General features: G+C 60.8%; 15 protein-coding genes. All 15 read right to left on the bottom strand.

The window, feature by feature from the left end; all coding sequences use genetic code 11:
• Positions 1-5: 5 nt before the first annotated feature.
• The gene (urtC, locus tag WBQ96_RS01800) at positions 6-1,235 is read right to left on the bottom strand and encodes an urea ABC transporter permease subunit UrtC (protein WP_336546809.1); all 1,230 of its coding nucleotides are present in this window, start codon (positions 1,233-1,235) and stop codon (positions 6-8) included.
• Complete coding sequence (gene urtB / locus WBQ96_RS01805) at positions 1,232-2,848, bottom strand: urea ABC transporter permease subunit UrtB (RefSeq protein WP_336546808.1); 1,617 nt, start codon at positions 2,846-2,848, stop codon at positions 1,232-1,234. The genes urtC and urtB overlap by 4 nt, the downstream gene beginning before the upstream one ends.
• A 104-nt stretch (positions 2,849-2,952) precedes the next feature.
• Positions 2,953-4,263, bottom strand: a complete 1,311-nt coding sequence (urtA, locus tag WBQ96_RS01810; protein WP_336546806.1) for an urea ABC transporter substrate-binding protein — start codon at positions 4,261-4,263, stop codon at positions 2,953-2,955.
• Positions 4,264-4,545: 282 nt separating this feature from the next.
• Positions 4,546-5,532: a dihydroxyacetone kinase subunit DhaK gene (dhaK, locus tag WBQ96_RS01815; RefSeq protein WP_336546804.1), complete on the bottom strand. Its 987-nt coding sequence runs from the start codon at positions 5,530-5,532 to the stop codon at positions 4,546-4,548.
• A 37-nt stretch (positions 5,533-5,569) separates the two neighbouring features.
• Positions 5,570-6,001: a hypothetical protein gene (locus WBQ96_RS01820; RefSeq protein WP_205826630.1), complete on the bottom strand. Its 432-nt coding sequence runs from the start codon at positions 5,999-6,001 to the stop codon at positions 5,570-5,572.
• Positions 6,002-6,011: 10 nt separating this feature from the next.
• Positions 6,012-7,604, bottom strand: coding sequence for a phosphoenolpyruvate--protein phosphotransferase (gene ptsP, locus WBQ96_RS01825; protein WP_165117184.1), 1,593 nt, complete (start codon positions 7,602-7,604; stop codon positions 6,012-6,014).
• Entirely contained in the window at positions 7,588-7,890 is a 303-nt protein-coding gene (locus WBQ96_RS01830; protein ID WP_165117182.1) for an HPr family phosphocarrier protein, read from the bottom strand. Before WBQ96_RS01830 ends, ptsP begins: the two co-directional genes overlap by 17 nt.
• Before the next feature lie 17 nt (positions 7,891-7,907).
• On the bottom strand, positions 7,908-8,297 hold the full coding sequence (dhaM, locus tag WBQ96_RS01835) for a dihydroxyacetone kinase phosphoryl donor subunit DhaM (RefSeq protein ID WP_165117180.1): 390 nt from the start codon (positions 8,295-8,297) through the stop codon (positions 7,908-7,910).
• Complete coding sequence (dhaL, locus tag WBQ96_RS01840; RefSeq protein ID WP_165117178.1) at positions 8,294-8,896, bottom strand: dihydroxyacetone kinase subunit DhaL; 603 nt, start codon at positions 8,894-8,896, stop codon at positions 8,294-8,296. The genes dhaM and dhaL overlap by 4 nt, the downstream gene beginning before the upstream one ends.
• 11 nt (positions 8,897-8,907) lie before the next feature.
• Entirely contained in the window at positions 8,908-9,927 is a 1,020-nt protein-coding gene (locus WBQ96_RS01845) for an ABC transporter ATP-binding protein (protein WP_336546799.1), read from the bottom strand.
• The gene (locus WBQ96_RS01850; protein ID WP_336546797.1) at positions 9,920-11,032 is read right to left on the bottom strand and encodes an ABC transporter ATP-binding protein; all 1,113 of its coding nucleotides are present in this window, start codon (positions 11,030-11,032) and stop codon (positions 9,920-9,922) included. The genes WBQ96_RS01845 and WBQ96_RS01850 overlap by 8 nt, the downstream gene beginning before the upstream one ends.
• 5 nt (positions 11,033-11,037) lie before the next feature.
• A complete protein-coding gene (locus WBQ96_RS01855) occupies positions 11,038-11,244 on the bottom strand; it encodes a hypothetical protein (protein WP_336546795.1) in 207 nt (68 codons plus the stop codon).
• The gene (locus WBQ96_RS01860) at positions 11,241-12,191 is read right to left on the bottom strand and encodes a carbohydrate ABC transporter permease (RefSeq protein WP_336546792.1); all 951 of its coding nucleotides are present in this window, start codon (positions 12,189-12,191) and stop codon (positions 11,241-11,243) included. Before WBQ96_RS01860 ends, WBQ96_RS01855 begins: the two co-directional genes overlap by 4 nt.
• Complete coding sequence (locus tag WBQ96_RS01865) at positions 12,188-13,135, bottom strand: carbohydrate ABC transporter permease (protein WP_336547241.1); 948 nt, start codon at positions 13,133-13,135, stop codon at positions 12,188-12,190. The genes WBQ96_RS01860 and WBQ96_RS01865 overlap by 4 nt, the downstream gene beginning before the upstream one ends.
• Positions 13,136-13,259: 124 nt before the next feature.
• Positions 13,260-14,585 (bottom strand): ABC transporter substrate-binding protein, encoded by a 1,326-nt coding sequence (locus tag WBQ96_RS01870; RefSeq protein ID WP_336546790.1) that lies wholly within the window; start codon positions 14,583-14,585, stop codon positions 13,260-13,262.
• Between the last annotated feature and the right edge of the window lie 174 nt (positions 14,586-14,759).

A 14,759-nucleotide genomic window follows, 5' to 3' on the forward strand; every position in this document is an offset into this window, starting at 1 on the left:
GGCCGCTACTCCGCCGGTTGCGGTTCGGCACCGTCGAGCGGGGCCGGGCTGGATTTGGCGGGCGGTTTCGGCTTGACGGGCATGACGACCTCCATGATCGGCGGAATGCCTTGTTCCGGCGTGGAGGCGGCGCGGCGCTCGCGGCGGGAATTTTGCCATTGGTCCCACATGCCGACGATGCCCTTCGGCAGAAACAGGGTGACGGCAACGAACAGTCCGCCGAGCGCAAACAGCCAGAATTCGGGGAATGCGCCGGTGAACCAGCTTTTGCCGCCATTGACCAGCAATGCGCCGATGATCGGGCCGACCAGCGTGCCGCGCCCGCCGACCGCCGTCCAGACGACGACCTCGATGGAGTTCGCGGGATCGAATTCGCCGGGGTTGATGATGCCGACCTGCGGCACATAGAGCGCGCCGGCGACGCCCGCCATGACGGCGGAAACGGTAAAGGCAAAGAGCTTCACGTTCTCCGCTCTCCAGCCAAGAAAGCGCGTGCGGCTTTCAGCATCGCGCACTGCCATCAGCAGCTTGCCATATTTCGAGCCGATGATGCGCCATGTGATGAAGACGCCGAGCGCGAGTGCGATGGCGCTGGCGGCAAACAGCGCCGAGCGGGTCGTGTTGGCCTGGACATTGAAGCCAAGGATATCCTTGAAATCGGTCAGGCCGTTGTTGCCGCCAAAGCCCATGTCATTGCGGAAGAAAGCGAGCAGCAGCGCGTAGGTCATCGCCTGGGTGATGATCGAGAGATAGACTCCGGTGACGCGCGAGCGGAAGGCGAACCAGCCAAAGATGAAGGCGAGCAGGCCGGGCACCAGCATCACCATAAGGGCGGCGAACCAGAAGTGGTCGAAGCCATGCCAGAACCAGGGCAGTTCCTTCCAGTTGAGGAAGACCATGAAGTCGGGCAGCAGCGGGTTGCCGTAGACGCCACGCTCGCCGATCTGGCGCATCAGATACATGCCCATCGCGTAGCCGCCGAGCGCGAAGAATGCGCCATGGCCGAGCGAGAGAATGCCGCAATAGCCCCACACAAGGTCAAGCGCGAGCGCCAGCAGCGCATAGCAGAGGTATTTGCCGACCAGCGCCACGATGTAGGCCGGTACATGGAAGGCGCTGGCCGGCGGCACTGCGATATTGAGGATCGGCACAACGATCGCCACCGCAAGCAGGATCGCGATGGTGATGGCGATGCGGCGATCCGCGCCGGCTGCGAAGAAGCGTCCCGTCATCATGCTTCCACCGCCCGGCCCTTGAGCGCGAACAGGCCGCGCGGGCGCTTCTGGATGAACAGGATGATGAGGACGAGTACGAGGATCTTGCCGAGCACTGCACCGGCATAGGGTTCGAGAAATTTGTTGAGGATGCCGAGCGACATGGCGCCAACCAGCGTGCCCCACAGATTGCCGACGCCGCCGAAGACCACGACCATGAAGCTGTCAATGATGTAACCTTGGCCGAGATTGGGCGAGACATTGTCGATCTGGCTGAGTGCCACGCCGGCAATGCCGGCAATGCCCGAGCCTAGCGCGAAGGTGAGCGCATCGACCCATGGCGTGCGGATGCCCATCGAGGCGGCCATGCGCCTGTTGGCCGTCACCGCGCGCATCTGCAGGCCCCAGGACGTGCGCTTCATGACATAGAGCAGCACCGCAAAGACGCAGAGCGCGAAGACGAGGATCCACAGCCGGTTCCACGTGATCGCAAGCTGGCCGAGATCGAAGGCGCCCGACATCCATGAGGGGTTCCCGACTTCGCGATTGGTCGGGCCGAATATGGTGCGCACGGCCTGCTGCAGGATCAGCGAAACGCCCCATGTGGCAAGCAGCGTTTCCAGCGGACGGCCATAGAGAAAGCGGATGATGCCGCGCTCGATGGCAAGCCCGACGCCGCCGGCAACGAGAAAGGCGAGCGGTAGTGCGATTGCCAGCGACCAGTCGAACAGTGCGGGCGCGTGGGTGCGGATGACCTCCTGCACGACGAAGGTCGTGTAGGCACCGAGCATGACCATCTCGCCATGGGCCATGTTGATGACGCCCATGACGCCGAAGGTGATGGCGAGGCCAATTGCCGCCAGCAGCAGCACCGAGCCGAGCGAGATGCCGTACCAGACGTTCTGGCCCGTCTGCCAGAGAGCGAGCGTGGAATTGATGTGCCCTACAGCTGCACCTGCGGCATCCTTCAGCGCACCTTGGGCGTTGGCTTGGAAGCCCGTGAGCAAGGATAGCGTGTCGCGGTCGCCGCGTTTGCCGAGCAGTTCTATGGCCGCAAGCTTTTCGGCCTCGGGCAAATCCGAAACCAGCACGGCGGAAGCGCGCGCGTCCTGCATTCGCGCCTTCACAGCTGCTGCCGTTTCCTTGGCGATTGCTGCGTCCAAAGCTGGAATTGCATCCGCATCGGGGTTCTTGAACATCGTGGTTGCGGCCGCCAGGCGCACCTTCGGGTCATCGGAACCCAGGGTGAGCGTTCCCAACACATCGCGGATGGTGCCACGCAGGCCGTTGTTGACCCTGATCTTGGTGATCTCGGCCTTCAGTGACTCACCGGCGGGTTCGCCGCTCAGCGGGTCCAGAAGACTGGCGGTCGCGCCGCTTTCCTTGCCGATGAAGACGCCATCGTCGGATTTGCGGACATAGAGATTTCCTTCGGAAAGTGCGTTGAGCACTTTTTCCACTGCCGGGTCGCCTGTAGCACCGAGTTCGCGCACCACGGCCTCGATGGCCGGGAAACCCTTGGCGGCGGCGAATTTGGTGACGGTCTGACGAAGTGCCGCTTCATCGGCTGAAGACGCAGCCGCGAACATCAGCGTCAGCAGGAATGTCAGGCCAAGAGTGTGAAGGATTCTCATCAGTCGGCGCCATCCCATGAACCTGTTTGAAACCGAACTCCGGGCGGGCGGAGAGAAGACCCGCCCGGAGTATGCGCGGCCGTGGGCCGCGCACCCCAAGAGCGTCAGTTCGTGCCCTTGCCGCCGCACTTGCCGCTGGCAACGTTGAAGTTGCCGCACGACATCGGCTTGCGCCAATCGGCGATCAGGTCCTTGGAATCCGGCAGGTAGTCGGACCACTCGTCGCCGACCACAAGGCCGGAGGTCTGCCACACCGTCTCCATCTGGCCGTCGGCCTGGATTTCACCGATCAGCACCGGCTTGGTGATGTGGTGGTTCGGCATCATCGTAGAGAAGCCGCCCGACAGGTTCGGCACGGACACGCCGACGATGGCATCGATGACGGCGTCGGGATCGGTGGTGCCGGCCTTTTCAACCGCCTTGACCCACATGTTGAAGCCGATGACATGGGCTTCCATCGGATCGTTGGTCACCCGCTTCGGGTTCTTGGTGTACTCCTTCCACTTGGCGATGAAGTCGGCGTTCTCGGGCGTATCAACCGACTGGAAGTAGTTCCAGGCGGTGAGGTGGCCGACCAGCGGCGCGGTGTCGAGGCCCGCGAGTTCTTCCTCGCCGACCGAGAAGGCCACGACCGGAATGTCTTCGGCCTTGATGCCCTGGTTGCCGAGTTCCTTGTAGAAGGGGACATTGGCGTCGCCATTGATGGTGGAGACGACGGCAGTCTTCTTGCCAGCCGAGCCGAATTTCTTGATGTCGGAGACGATCGTCTGCCAGTCGGAATGACCGAACGGCGTGTAGTTGATCATGATATCCTCAGGCGCAACGCCCTTGGCCTGGAGATAGGCTTCGAGGATCTTGTTGGTCGTTCGCGGATAGACGTAGTCGGTGCCGGCAAGCACCCAGCGCTTCACCGAACCGCCTTCTTCGCTCATCAGATAGTCGACGGCCGGAATGGCCTGCTGGTTCGGGGCGGCACCCGTGTAGAACACGTTGCGCTGGCTTTCCTCGCCCTCATACTGGACTGGATAGAAGAGCAGATTATTGAGTTCCTCGAACACCGGCAGAACGGATTTGCGCGACACGGAGGTCCAGCAGCCGAACACCGCTGCCACCTTGTCCTTTTCGATCAGCTCGCGCGCCTTTTCAGCGAACAGCGGCCAGTCGGAAGCCGGGTCCACGACCACTGCCTCGAGCTTCTTGCCAAGAAGGCCCCCTTTCTTGTTCTGCTCGTCTATGAGGAAGAGCATGGTGTCTTTAAGCGTGGTCTCCGAAATCGCCATCGTGCCGGATAGCGAATGAAGAACGCCAACTTTGATGGTTTCTTCCTGCGCGCGCGCTGGCAAGGACGAGATCAGGCTCGCGGCAATTGCACCCGCCGCAACTATTTTACCAATGACTGAAAAACTTCCCCTCATATGACACTCCCAACTGGTTGTTGCACCGCAATAACAGAAGCAACCGCCGTGCCAGTCAGGAAGCGATGGTCTAGGATTCGTTCGAGGGAAGTCTTTTCAATTACTTATCCGGCTCTGCCCGCTCGGTTGGCGGTGGCGAGCGATGCAGACCCGTGAGGTGTTGCAGGTTTTATGCGCACTGCAGCAAAAATTGATTACAAAATAGGCAATATTATTTCATGCATATATTTGCATCATATGTTAGGAATTTTGCCGAGCGCGCAGAGGCGGCTAATTCGCCGATCACATGCCCCATCGGAGCGCTGCCGTATGAACTGGAGCGTCCCAATATCCGACCAACTCGTCGTCGAGCCTGCTCAGCGTGATCGAGCAGCCCGCCATGTCGAGCGACGTGACATAGGACCCGACAAGCGAGCGCGCTATCGAAACGCCATGCTTCTCGAAGATCTGTCTGGCGCTGTTGTACATCAAATAGAGTTCCATCAGCGGCGTGCCGCCGAAACCGTTGACGAAGAGCAGGGCAGGGCCTCTCGCTGCGTCGCCCAGATCAGTGACAATCGTTGAACATATCTCCTCGGCGATTTCGTCAGCGCTTTTCAGGCGTTCCCGGCGGCGGCCGGGCTCGCCATGGATGCCGACTCCGAACTCCATCTCCCTGTCGCCGATGTCGAATGTCGGTTTGCCGGCCGCCGGAACGGTGCAACTGGTCAGTGCCACGCCCATGGAGCGCGTTGCGGCGTTGACGCGCCTGCCCAGCGTCTTCAGTTCCTTCAAGCCCATGCCCTGCTCGGCAGCCGCACCGACAATCTTCTCGACAATCAGCGTTCCAGCGACGCCTCGCCGACCGGTGGTGTAAAGCGAATCCTCGACAGCCACATCGTCATTGGTGACGACCTGCATGACGCCTTCAGACATTTCTGCCGCCATGTCGAAGTTCATCACATCGCCTTCGTAGTTCTTGACGATGAAGAGACAGCCTGCGCCGGTGTTGACGTCTTCGGCAGCCGCCATCATCTGGTCGGGCGTCGGCGACGTGAAGACCTGGCCGGGGCAGGCCGCATCCAGCATGCCGTGGCCGACCAGCCCGCCATGCAACGGTTCATGGCCGGAGCCGCCGCCGGAAATGAGCGCTACCTTGCCCGGCTTCAGGATCTTGCGGCGGACGAATTTGTGCTCGTCGCCCAGCGCCAATATGTCGGAGTGAGCCGCGACGAGGCCGCCGAGGCTCTCGGTCAGCACGGTATCTATCGAATTGAGAAACTTCTTCACGGCCGTCCTCCCGAATTGGCCGGGCAAGCGCGAAAGGTCAGGTTCCGCCTTTGCCCGTAATGCTGGTGATGCGCTGGATGAATTCATTGATGGCGCGGTCGAGCGCTGCGTTCTGCTTGTGGTCACCCAGATCGGGGACCGTCAGCGAGATGTGCCGCGTTTTCTTAACGCCTGCGGCCGGCGAAATCTTGCCCGGATGCGCCTTGCGATAGGCTTCGAGGAACTGTTCGCGCTCGGCGGGGCTGAAGTGGCAGACCGAAACGATCGCCGTAAGATGCCTCGACGGGATCGGGGTCGAATAGGCCGGGCTTGATATCTGCGTTACGAAGCTGCGGTGCTTGCCGAGAGCGTCGGCGAGGCGCTGGCGCATTCCGGAAGGGCGCTGATCGATGACATTCGACAGGATCGTCTTGTAGGCGCGGATCGCTTCTTCCGATCCGGTATCGTTCAGTTTTTTCATATCGGCCATGTGTCGGTACCTACACCGAAACTTCGGCAATGGCTGCCTTGGCCATTGCGAGTTGTGCTGGAACGACGGAAAGATCGCGCAGGCCGGCTTCTAGCAGGGCAGGGATCGTCGCCGGGTCGCCCCCGGCGTCGCCGCAGAGGCTGACGAGAATGCCGTTTGCCGCACCGTATGCCGCTACTTGCGAAATCAAACGCAACACCGCCGGGTTGCGGACCGCGTTGAGGGCGGCCACCGCGCCATTGTCACGGGCAGCCGCCATGACATATTGCGTCAGGTCGTTGGAACCGATCGAAAAGAACGCAACATCTGCGAAAGCTTCGGGTGCAATCGCCACGGACGGCACTTCGACCATGATGCCGAGCGGCGGCAACTTGTGCGGCAAGCCAACGGCCTCCAGCTTTGCACGCTCCTCAGCGAACAATACACAAGCGCGTTCATATTCTTCCGGCACCGCGATCATCGGGAACATGACCTTGAGATTGCCGTGAACACCGGCGCGCAGCAGCGCTCTTATCTGAACGCGAAAAATTTCCGGGTGCGCCAGAGACAAGCGAATGCCGCGCAGGCCGAGAAACGGATTGCTTTCCTCGACCGTGAAGCCGGGAACCGGCTTGTCGCCGCCGGCATCGACGGTGCGGATCGTCACAGGTTTTTCGCCAGCCCATTCGAGCACATGTGCGTAGGCACGGTACTGCGTTTCCTCGTCAGGAAGGCCTGAGGCGTGGCCGAACAGGAATTCCGTCCGCATCAGGCCGACACCGTCGCAGTTAGCGACATCGACAGCATCGACATCGGATGGATCGGCGATGTTGATCTGAACGCGCACCGGCGTGCCAAGTTTCGTGAGCGCCGGGCCGGCGAGATAGGCTCGGGCCTTGTCTTGCCGCGCGGCGAAGGATGAAGAGAATTTTCGAAATTCCTCGATCTCGACCGCCGAAGGCGCGAGCACGATACCACCATGCTCGGCATCAAGGAGGGCAAGACCTGTTATTGCTGCGTCTCCGGAGCACAAGCCCACTACCATGGGAACGCCACGCGCGCGGGCGAGCATGGCGACATGGCTGGCCGTGCTGCCGCGCCTGAGCGCGATGCCGCCGCCTTTGCTCCAATCGGTTTCGAGAAAGCGTGTTGGCGCGATATCGTCGCCGTAAAGGATCGCACCGACGGGGGCGGTGAAACCGCTTTCCAGAGAAAGCGCGCGCAATACCCGGTCCCGAATGTCTCTTATGTCTGCGGCACGCGCCCGAAAATAATCCTGATCGGAATTTTCGTAGCCGGAAATCTCGACGTTCAGTGCCTGCTGCCATGCCTCGTCAGCAGCCGAGCCTTGCGCAATGGCGGCAAAGGCAGGGCCCGTCAGGGCGTCGTCTTCGAGCATTGCGATCTGGAACTCGAGGATTTCCGCCGCGTCGCCTTCGCTTGTCTCTATCAGGGCGGCGAGGCTTTCGATGGCCGCGCCTACCGCGGCTTCCAGAGTTGCTTTTTCCAGATCCGGCAAGCCGCTGGGGGAATAGCCCGCGCAGACCTGTTCCAGGCTGTGGAGCGGTCCTTCGGCGTAACCGGCCGAAGCGGGTATGCCCTTGAGCCTAAGCGGAGCGGGCATGGTCCGCGCCTTCGTCAAAATCCCGCTGCACCAGATCCACCAAAGCGCCCACAGCCTCTTTCGCTTCGTCTCCCGTTGCCCTGAGATGCAGCAACGTGCCTTTCGGCGCCTTCGCGGCCATGACCTTGACGATGCTCTTGGCGTCGAACCAGGGGCCGCTCGCGGCAAGCGCTATTTCCACCTGTGCGGAAAAGCTCTTCGCGAGCTTGGTGAACTTGACCGAGGGCCGGGCGTGAAGCCCCACCTCGTGGGTTATCAGAACAGTGGCCTCGGCAGTTGCGGACATTCTCAATTCCTGTTCATTCACGCTGGCGACAGCTCATGCGCCGTCGCCACCACTTCCCTCAGCGAAGCGCCGCCCGAAGCCTCGGTCGCCGCCATCACGGCGCCCTCGACGATCGGCGCATTGCAGATAACGATCTTGGCCGCGCGTGGTTCGCCGATCATTTCAACGGCCATTTCGCTGTTGGTTTCGGCGCCGCCGAGATCAACGAGAATTGCAACGCCCGCTTCCGACCACGCCTTGTCGATTGCGCCCATGATCGCCTCGACATTGGTGCCGAGACCGCCATGGCCGTTTCCGCCGCACCATGCAAGCGGCACCTCATCGCCCACCATCTGGCGCACCATGTCGGCTGTGCCTTCCGCCACCAGCGGGGAATGCGAAACGATGACGATCCCGACATTGCTCATGCGTCTTCTCCAGCAGTCTCCACGACGGCGCGAACCAGCAACGCGACCGAGCGTGCGCCTGGGTCCATATGGTCGATCGAGCGATCTCCCAGGAACGAGGCACGGCCGCGACTGGCTTTCATTGGAACGGTTTTTTCGGCGGCTGCATCGGCCGCCGCGACGATCTCGACGCCGGATGCACCGGCAGCCATCGTTGCCTGTACGGGATAGAGCACGTCGAGCATGGTTTTCTGGCCCACCTCCGATTTGCCACGTGCGGCGACTGCTTCTATCGCCTTACCAAAGGCAGTCGCGAATCCGGCGCGATCCAACTCCGCTGGAAGCTCCTTGCCGAGTGCCAAGAACATAGTGCCGAACAGTGGACCGGACGCGCCGCCCACTGTCATCACCAGCTTGGTGCCGATTGCCTTCAGCGCCTCGGGCAATGGCTTCGCGGCGATTTGATCTGCGTCCGCTCGCACGGCCTCGAAGCCGCGCTTCATGTTGAGGCCATGATCGCCGTCGCCGATGGCCTGATCGAGAGCAGTGAGTTCTTCCGCATGCGCTGCCACCTTGTCGGCAACGGCTGTTATCAGCGCCTTCAGGTCAAGTTTCGTCATCGTCTCCGCGCTCATCGGTTTGCGATCCTGTCTCCTGCCGCGTCGAAGAAAAGCGGTGCGCGATAGCGGATCATGATCCTGTCGCCCTTCGCCAGGTCCGTGTCGGGATCGGTCAGCGTCACCAGCTTTTTGGACCCTACCGTCACGTGCAGATGGTTCTGGTCGCCGAGATGCTCGACCCAGTCGACAGTGCCGTCGGCATGCCCGTTCACCGCTTTCTCGATGGTGAGATGCTCGGTGCGTGCGCCGATCGTTTTCGTTCCCGTTGGCGCGTCTGCGTCTGGCAGAAGTCCGGTCGGTAAAAGGTTGATGGCAGGCTGGCCGAGTCGCGCGGCAACGTGCAGGTTTGCCGGTTCGGTGTAGATCGTTTTCGGTGTGCCGATCTGCACCAGGACGCCGTCTGTCAGAATGCCGATGCGGTCGGCCATGGTCATCGCCTCGATCTGATCATGCGTGACATAGAGCATCGTTGCGCCGAGCTCGGCCTGGATGCGCTTCAGTTCCAGACGCAGATCGGCACGCAGTTTGGCGTCGAGCGACGAAAGCGGCTCGTCCATCAGATAGATCGCCGGCTTGCGCACAAGTGCGCGACCGATGGCGACGCGCTGCATCTCGCCGCCGGAGAGTTTCGTCGCGCGGCTAGAAAGCTTGTGATCGATGCGCACCATTTTCGCGACATCTTCGACGCGGCGTCGCACCGCATCCTCGCTAAACCGTCGCGCCGGCGAGCGCAGCGGAAAGGCGAGATTGTCGAATACCGAGAGATGCGGGTAGAGCGAATATTGCTGGAAGACGAACGCGGTATCGCGCGCTGCCGGTTCGAGGCCGGTGGCGTCGCGGCCGCCGATGTGGATCTTTCCTGTCTCCGGTTTCTCCAGCCCTGCGATCAGTCTAAGCGTCGTGGTCTTGCCCGCACCGGTCGGGCCGAGCAGGACGACGAATTCGCCATCGGCAATGTGCAGGTCGAGATTGCTGACGGCTGCCCGCTCGCCGAAGGATTTGGTTACACCGCTGATGCGCACCTCAGCCATGATGCACTCTCCCTTGGGAGGCGAGGTCATGAATGGAGGTGCGGACTGCGCGTCCGGACTTCTTGTCGAATAGCGAAAGCCTTGCGCTGTTAAATGAAAGACCGACCTGATCACCCGGATTGAGTTTTACCTCGGCAGGCACTCGCGCCTTGATGATCCCGTCGGCCGTTTCCACCGCCGCAATCTGCGTGGTGCCGAGATACTCGGTGCCGTAGATGGCGCCGCGTAGGCCGGACTTGTCATCGAAGCGGATATGTTCCGGCCTGATACCTAGCGCCATATCGGCCAGCGCAACATCCTCGCGAACCTCCGGCACGGCAACCCTGGCACCCTGCACGGTAATTTCCTTGGCGCCTCTGGCAAGCCCGCCGCCAAAGCCCAGAAAGTTCATCGGCGGCGAGCCGATGAAGTCGGCGACGAACATGGTTGCCGGGCGATCGTAGATCTCACGCGGCGTGCCGAACTGCTCGATTATGCCGTGGTTCATGACCGCGATCTTGTCGGCCATCGACATGGCCTCCATCTGGTCATGGGTTACATAGACGGTGGTGGCGTGGATGCGGTTGTGAAGTTCGCGCAACTCATGAACCATCAGGTCGCGGAACTCCGTGTCGAGCGTGCCGAGTGGCTCGTCCATGAGGAAGCATTTCGGCCGGCGCACGATGGCGCGGCCGAGTGCGACGCGCTGGCGGTCGCCGCCGGCAAGGCCGGATACGGATTTGTTGAGCAGATGATCGATGCGCAGCAGCTTCGCCGTCTCTTCTACGCGTTGACGGATTTTGGAAGCAGGCATTCCCTGCGCGAGCAGCGGGAAGCCGATGTTCTTGCGCACATTCATATGCGGGTAGAGTGCGAAGAGCTGGAAGACGAAGGCTATGTCGCGTTCGCGGGCGCGCCGCATGGTCACGTTCTCGCCGCCGAGCAGAATTTGTCCGCTCGTGGGCAATTCGAGGCCGGCGATCATGCGCAGCGTCGTCGTCTTGCCGCAGCCGGACGGTCCGAGCATGACGAAGAACTCGCCGTCCTCGACGACGAAGTTCGAGTCCTCGACCGCGGTGAAGGCGCCGAATTCTTTCCTGAGATTCTCGACCCGGATTTCCGCCATGGCCCTTACTCCGGAAACTTCGAAACGACGATGAACATGATGGTTCCGAAAAGCATGGTGTTGAACGACCAGGTGTAGAGCGACAGCGCGAAAGGCTGGAACAGCATCAGGAAACCGAGACCGATGACAACCGTGGCGACGTTTTCCAAAAGGCCGCGCCTCAGCCATACGGGCCATCTGGATTTGCGTTTGCCGGGCTGGGTCATGCTCATTTGCGCACCGCGCCGAAGGTGATGCCGCGCAGGAGTTGTTTCCTGAGCAGTATGGTGAACACCAGTATCGGAACCAGGAAGATCGTGGTTCCGGCGGCGACTGCCGGCCAATCCTGCCCGCCTTCGCCGATGATGGTTGGGATGAAGGGCGGTGCGGTTTGTGCGGTGCCGGAGGTCAGGAGTGCGGCGAATGCATATTCGTTCCACGCGAAGATCAGGCAGAAGATAGCGGTCGCGGCAATGCCGGTGGTCGCCTGCGGAAGCACGGTTTTCCAGAATGCCTGAAGCCGCGTATAGCCGTCGATCATCGCAGCCTCCTCGTATTCGCGAGGGATCTCGTCGATGAAGCCTTTCAGAAGCCAGACGGCGAGCGATACGTTGACCGCCGTGTAGAGCAGGATCATGCCGAGCGCGGTGTCGGAGAGGCCGAGCTCGCGGTACATCAGGTAGATGGGGATAGCGACGGCGATCGGCGGCATCATCCGCGTCGACAGGATGAAAAACAAAAGATCGTCGGCCAGCGGCACCTTGAAGCGTGAGAAGCCATAGGCTGCGAGAGTGCCTAGAAATACGGCGCAGAAGGTGGAGCCGAAGGCAATGATCAGCGAATTGACGAAGCGCGGCAGGAAGTTGGACGGCCCGGCAATGACCATGTTGCGCTTGCGCGTGGTCTCGTCGCAGAAGGTCGTTGCCGGTCCCAGTGAGTTGATGTAGTCCGGCGTCTGCCGCGTCCGCGTCGTGAACAGGTTGCAATAGCCCTCGACGCTCGGCTGGAACAGGATTTTCGGGGGATATGCAATCGAATCCGGCGGCGTCTTAAAGCTGGTGGCGAATATCCACAGAAGCGGCACCATCGAGATCAAGGCATAGACGACAACGATCGTACCGGCGATGCGCTTGGACGTGGCGGTAGGCGCGACAACTGAATGGGCGGTGGTAAGGCTCATCTCTGCTTCACCTTGTTGAGCGCCTTGACGTAGATGTTTGCCAGCCCGAACACCGCGACGAAGAGTATGATGGCGAAGGCCGAGGAATAGCCTGTGCGCCAGCTTTCGAAGGCCTGTCGCTTCAGCGTGATCGAGGCGACTTCCGTGGTCGAGCCCGGCCCTCCGCCGGTGAGCAGATTGACCATGTCGAACATCTTGAAATTCTCGATGCCGCGAAACAGCACCGCCAGCATGATGAAGGGCAGGGCCATCGGCAGCGTGATCGACCAGAACTGACGCCAGTTCGAAGCGCGGTCGACCTCGGCAGCTTCATAGATATATTCGGGAATGGAACGCAGTCCGGCCAGGCAGATCAGCATCACGTAAGGCGTCCACATCCAGGTATCGACGATGATGATCGACCATGGCGCCAGCGAAACGTTGGAAAGCATTTCGATCTGCGTCGGCGGAATGCCGGTGACGAACGAGACGGCATAGGCGAACAACCCGATCTGCGGCTGATAGAGGAAGCGCCAGAAATTGCCGACCACCGCCGGCGACAGCATCATCGGAACCAGGATGATCGTCGTCCAGAAGGCATGGCCGCGAAACTTTCGGTCGATGAGGTAGGCGAGAGAGAAACCGATCAGGGTCTGCAGAACGATGGTCCAGAAGACGAAATGCGCGGTCGTCTGCATGGCGATCCAGATGTCAGGGTCGTTGAGGATACGCTGATAGTTGGAAAGGCCGACATTCTTGACGAGTTCATTGGGGCGATTGGCGCGATAGTTGGTAAAGGAGAGCTGGATCGCCCAGATCAGCGGGAAGATGTTGATGGCGAGCAGCAGCAATATCGTCGGTGAAATGAAGAGCCAGGCGAGGCCCTTGTCGCTGATGCCGCGAACCCTGCGGGCCAGCGGCTCCGGGGTCGCCCGGGCAACGCCATCCGCCGTCCGATTGAGCATGGTCAGTCTCGTCTCGGTCACTGCTTATCCCTGCCGGTTGAATTTAGCTGAACCCTGTCCCGTGCCAAGGGCGGCACGGGACAGTTTTTGAGGTCGTCAAATCACGACCGAGCCCCGGGAGGGATCACATCTTGCCGTCGTCCTGGAATACTTCGGTCCAGTCCTTGACGAGGCCGTCGAGGGCGTCCTTGGCAGTGCCATTGCCGGCAACGACATAGTCATGGAAACGCTTTTGGGACGCCTGAAGCAGGGACGCATAGCTCGGCTCGGCCCAGAAATCCTTCACGATGGCCATGGAGTCGAGGAAGGTCTGCGCATAGGGCTGGCTGGCCGGGAAACCCGGATCTTCAACGACCGCCTTGAGACAGGAATATCCCCCAAGCGACCACCATTTGGCCTGGACATCCTTGTTGGCGAACCATTTGATGTATTTGAGCGCCGCTTCCTGATGCTCCGAATAGGAGACGACCGAGATGCCCTGGCCGCCAAGCTGGGCGAACTGCGCGGTCTCTTTCGGATTGACGAAGAAGCCGATCTTATCGCCGCCGACAGCCTCGTCCTTGTAGAGGCCGGGCCAGGTGAAGGCGAAGTTCATGTGCATCGCGACCTGACCGGATTTGAAAGCGTCGACACCTTCGCCCATATAGCTGTTGGACGAGCCGGGCGGGGTGCAGCAGTCGTAAAGCGCCTTGTAGAATTCGAGCCCCTTCACCGCACCTTCGGAATTGACGAAGCCCTCCATTTCGTAAGGCTTGTCCGGGTTCTCGTATTTGAAGCCGAAGCTGTAGAGAACGTCCATGACGCCCATCGTGACGCCTTCGGAACCACGCTCGGTGTAGATCGAGGCGCCGTAGACCGTCTTGCCGTCGATCTCACGTTTCTGGAAGAACTCCGCGACCTGCTTCAACTGGTCGAAGGTAGTCGGCGGCGCGAGATCCCAGCCGTATTTCTCCTTGAACTCCTTCTGCAGTTCAGGCTTCTCGAACCAGTCCTTGCGATAGGTCCAGCCGACGACATCGCCCATCGCCGGCAGCGCCCAGTAATTCGGCGTATTCTTCGGCCATTCGGAATAGCCGACGACGGTTGCCGGCACGAAGTCGTCCATGCTGATCTTCTCCTTGTCGAAGAAGTCGTTCAGCTTGACGTAGTGGCCGTTCTCAGCCGAACCGCCGATCCACTGGCTGTCGCCGATGATCAGGTCGCAAAGCTTGCCTTTCGAATTCAGCTCGTTGAGAAAGCGGTCGGCATAGTTCGTCCATGGCACGAACTCGAATTTCATGCCGATGCCGCTCTCCTTGGTGAAGTCCTTGGACAGCTCCACAAGCGCATTGGCCGGGTCCCAGGCTGCCCAGCAAAGCGTCAGATCTTCTGCCTGTGCGACGTTGGAAATGGCGGTCGAGGCCAACAGCGCCGAGGCCAGTCCAAGCGTCATCTTCGATAACGGTTTCATGCCTTCCTCCCATATGCGGGACACGCCCGGATGGCGCTCCCAAGAACCCTCTAACCCCTCCTCCGGGGTCTAAACATCGGCTGCTCTTCGGGCAGATCGGATGTTTAGTAATTTGTTTAGTGATGCAGATATTACTAAACAATGCAAATGGATTCGTTGCTGCGTTGCAGCATG

Origin of the sequence: Mesorhizobium sp. CCNWLY176 (assembly GCF_037153935.1) — a bacterium.
GTDB classification, from domain to species: domain Bacteria; phylum Pseudomonadota; class Alphaproteobacteria; order Rhizobiales; family Rhizobiaceae; genus Mesorhizobium_M; species Mesorhizobium_M zhangyense.

Excerpts from the sequence above, each read along its gene's own strand:
- urtC (WP_336546809.1), bottom strand. The coding sequence starts at position 1,235 with ATGATGACGGGACGCTTCTTCGCAGCCGGCGCGGATCGCCGCATCGCC.
- WBQ96_RS01855 (WP_336546795.1), bottom strand. The coding sequence starts at position 11,244 with ATGAGCATGACCCAGCCCGGCAAACGCAAATCCAGATGGCCCGTATGG.
- urtA (WP_336546806.1), bottom strand. The coding sequence starts at position 4,263 with ATGAGGGGAAGTTTTTCAGTCATTGGTAAAATAGTTGCGGCGGGTGCA.
- dhaL (WP_165117178.1), bottom strand. The coding sequence starts at position 8,896 with ATGACGAAACTTGACCTGAAGGCGCTGATAACAGCCGTTGCCGACAAG.
- ptsP (WP_165117184.1), bottom strand. The coding sequence starts at position 7,604 with ATGCCCGCTCCGCTTAGGCTCAAGGGCATACCCGCTTCGGCCGGTTAC.
- WBQ96_RS01830 (WP_165117182.1), bottom strand. The coding sequence starts at position 7,890 with ATGTCCGCAACTGCCGAGGCCACTGTTCTGATAACCCACGAGGTGGGG.
- WBQ96_RS01845 (WP_336546799.1), bottom strand. The coding sequence starts at position 9,927 with ATGGCTGAGGTGCGCATCAGCGGTGTAACCAAATCCTTCGGCGAGCGG.
- WBQ96_RS01860 (WP_336546792.1), bottom strand. The coding sequence starts at position 12,191 with ATGAGCCTTACCACCGCCCATTCAGTTGTCGCGCCTACCGCCACGTCC.
- WBQ96_RS01870 (WP_336546790.1), bottom strand. The coding sequence starts at position 14,585 with ATGAAACCGTTATCGAAGATGACGCTTGGACTGGCCTCGGCGCTGTTG.
- WBQ96_RS01865 (WP_336547241.1), bottom strand. The coding sequence starts at position 13,135 with ATGCTCAATCGGACGGCGGATGGCGTTGCCCGGGCGACCCCGGAGCCG.
- urtB (WP_336546808.1), bottom strand. The coding sequence starts at position 2,848 with ATGAGAATCCTTCACACTCTTGGCCTGACATTCCTGCTGACGCTGATG.
- WBQ96_RS01820 (WP_205826630.1), bottom strand. The coding sequence starts at position 6,001 with ATGGCCGATATGAAAAAACTGAACGATACCGGATCGGAAGAAGCGATC.
- WBQ96_RS01850 (WP_336546797.1), bottom strand. The coding sequence starts at position 11,032 with ATGGCGGAAATCCGGGTCGAGAATCTCAGGAAAGAATTCGGCGCCTTC.
- dhaM (WP_165117180.1), bottom strand. The coding sequence starts at position 8,297 with ATGAGCAATGTCGGGATCGTCATCGTTTCGCATTCCCCGCTGGTGGCG.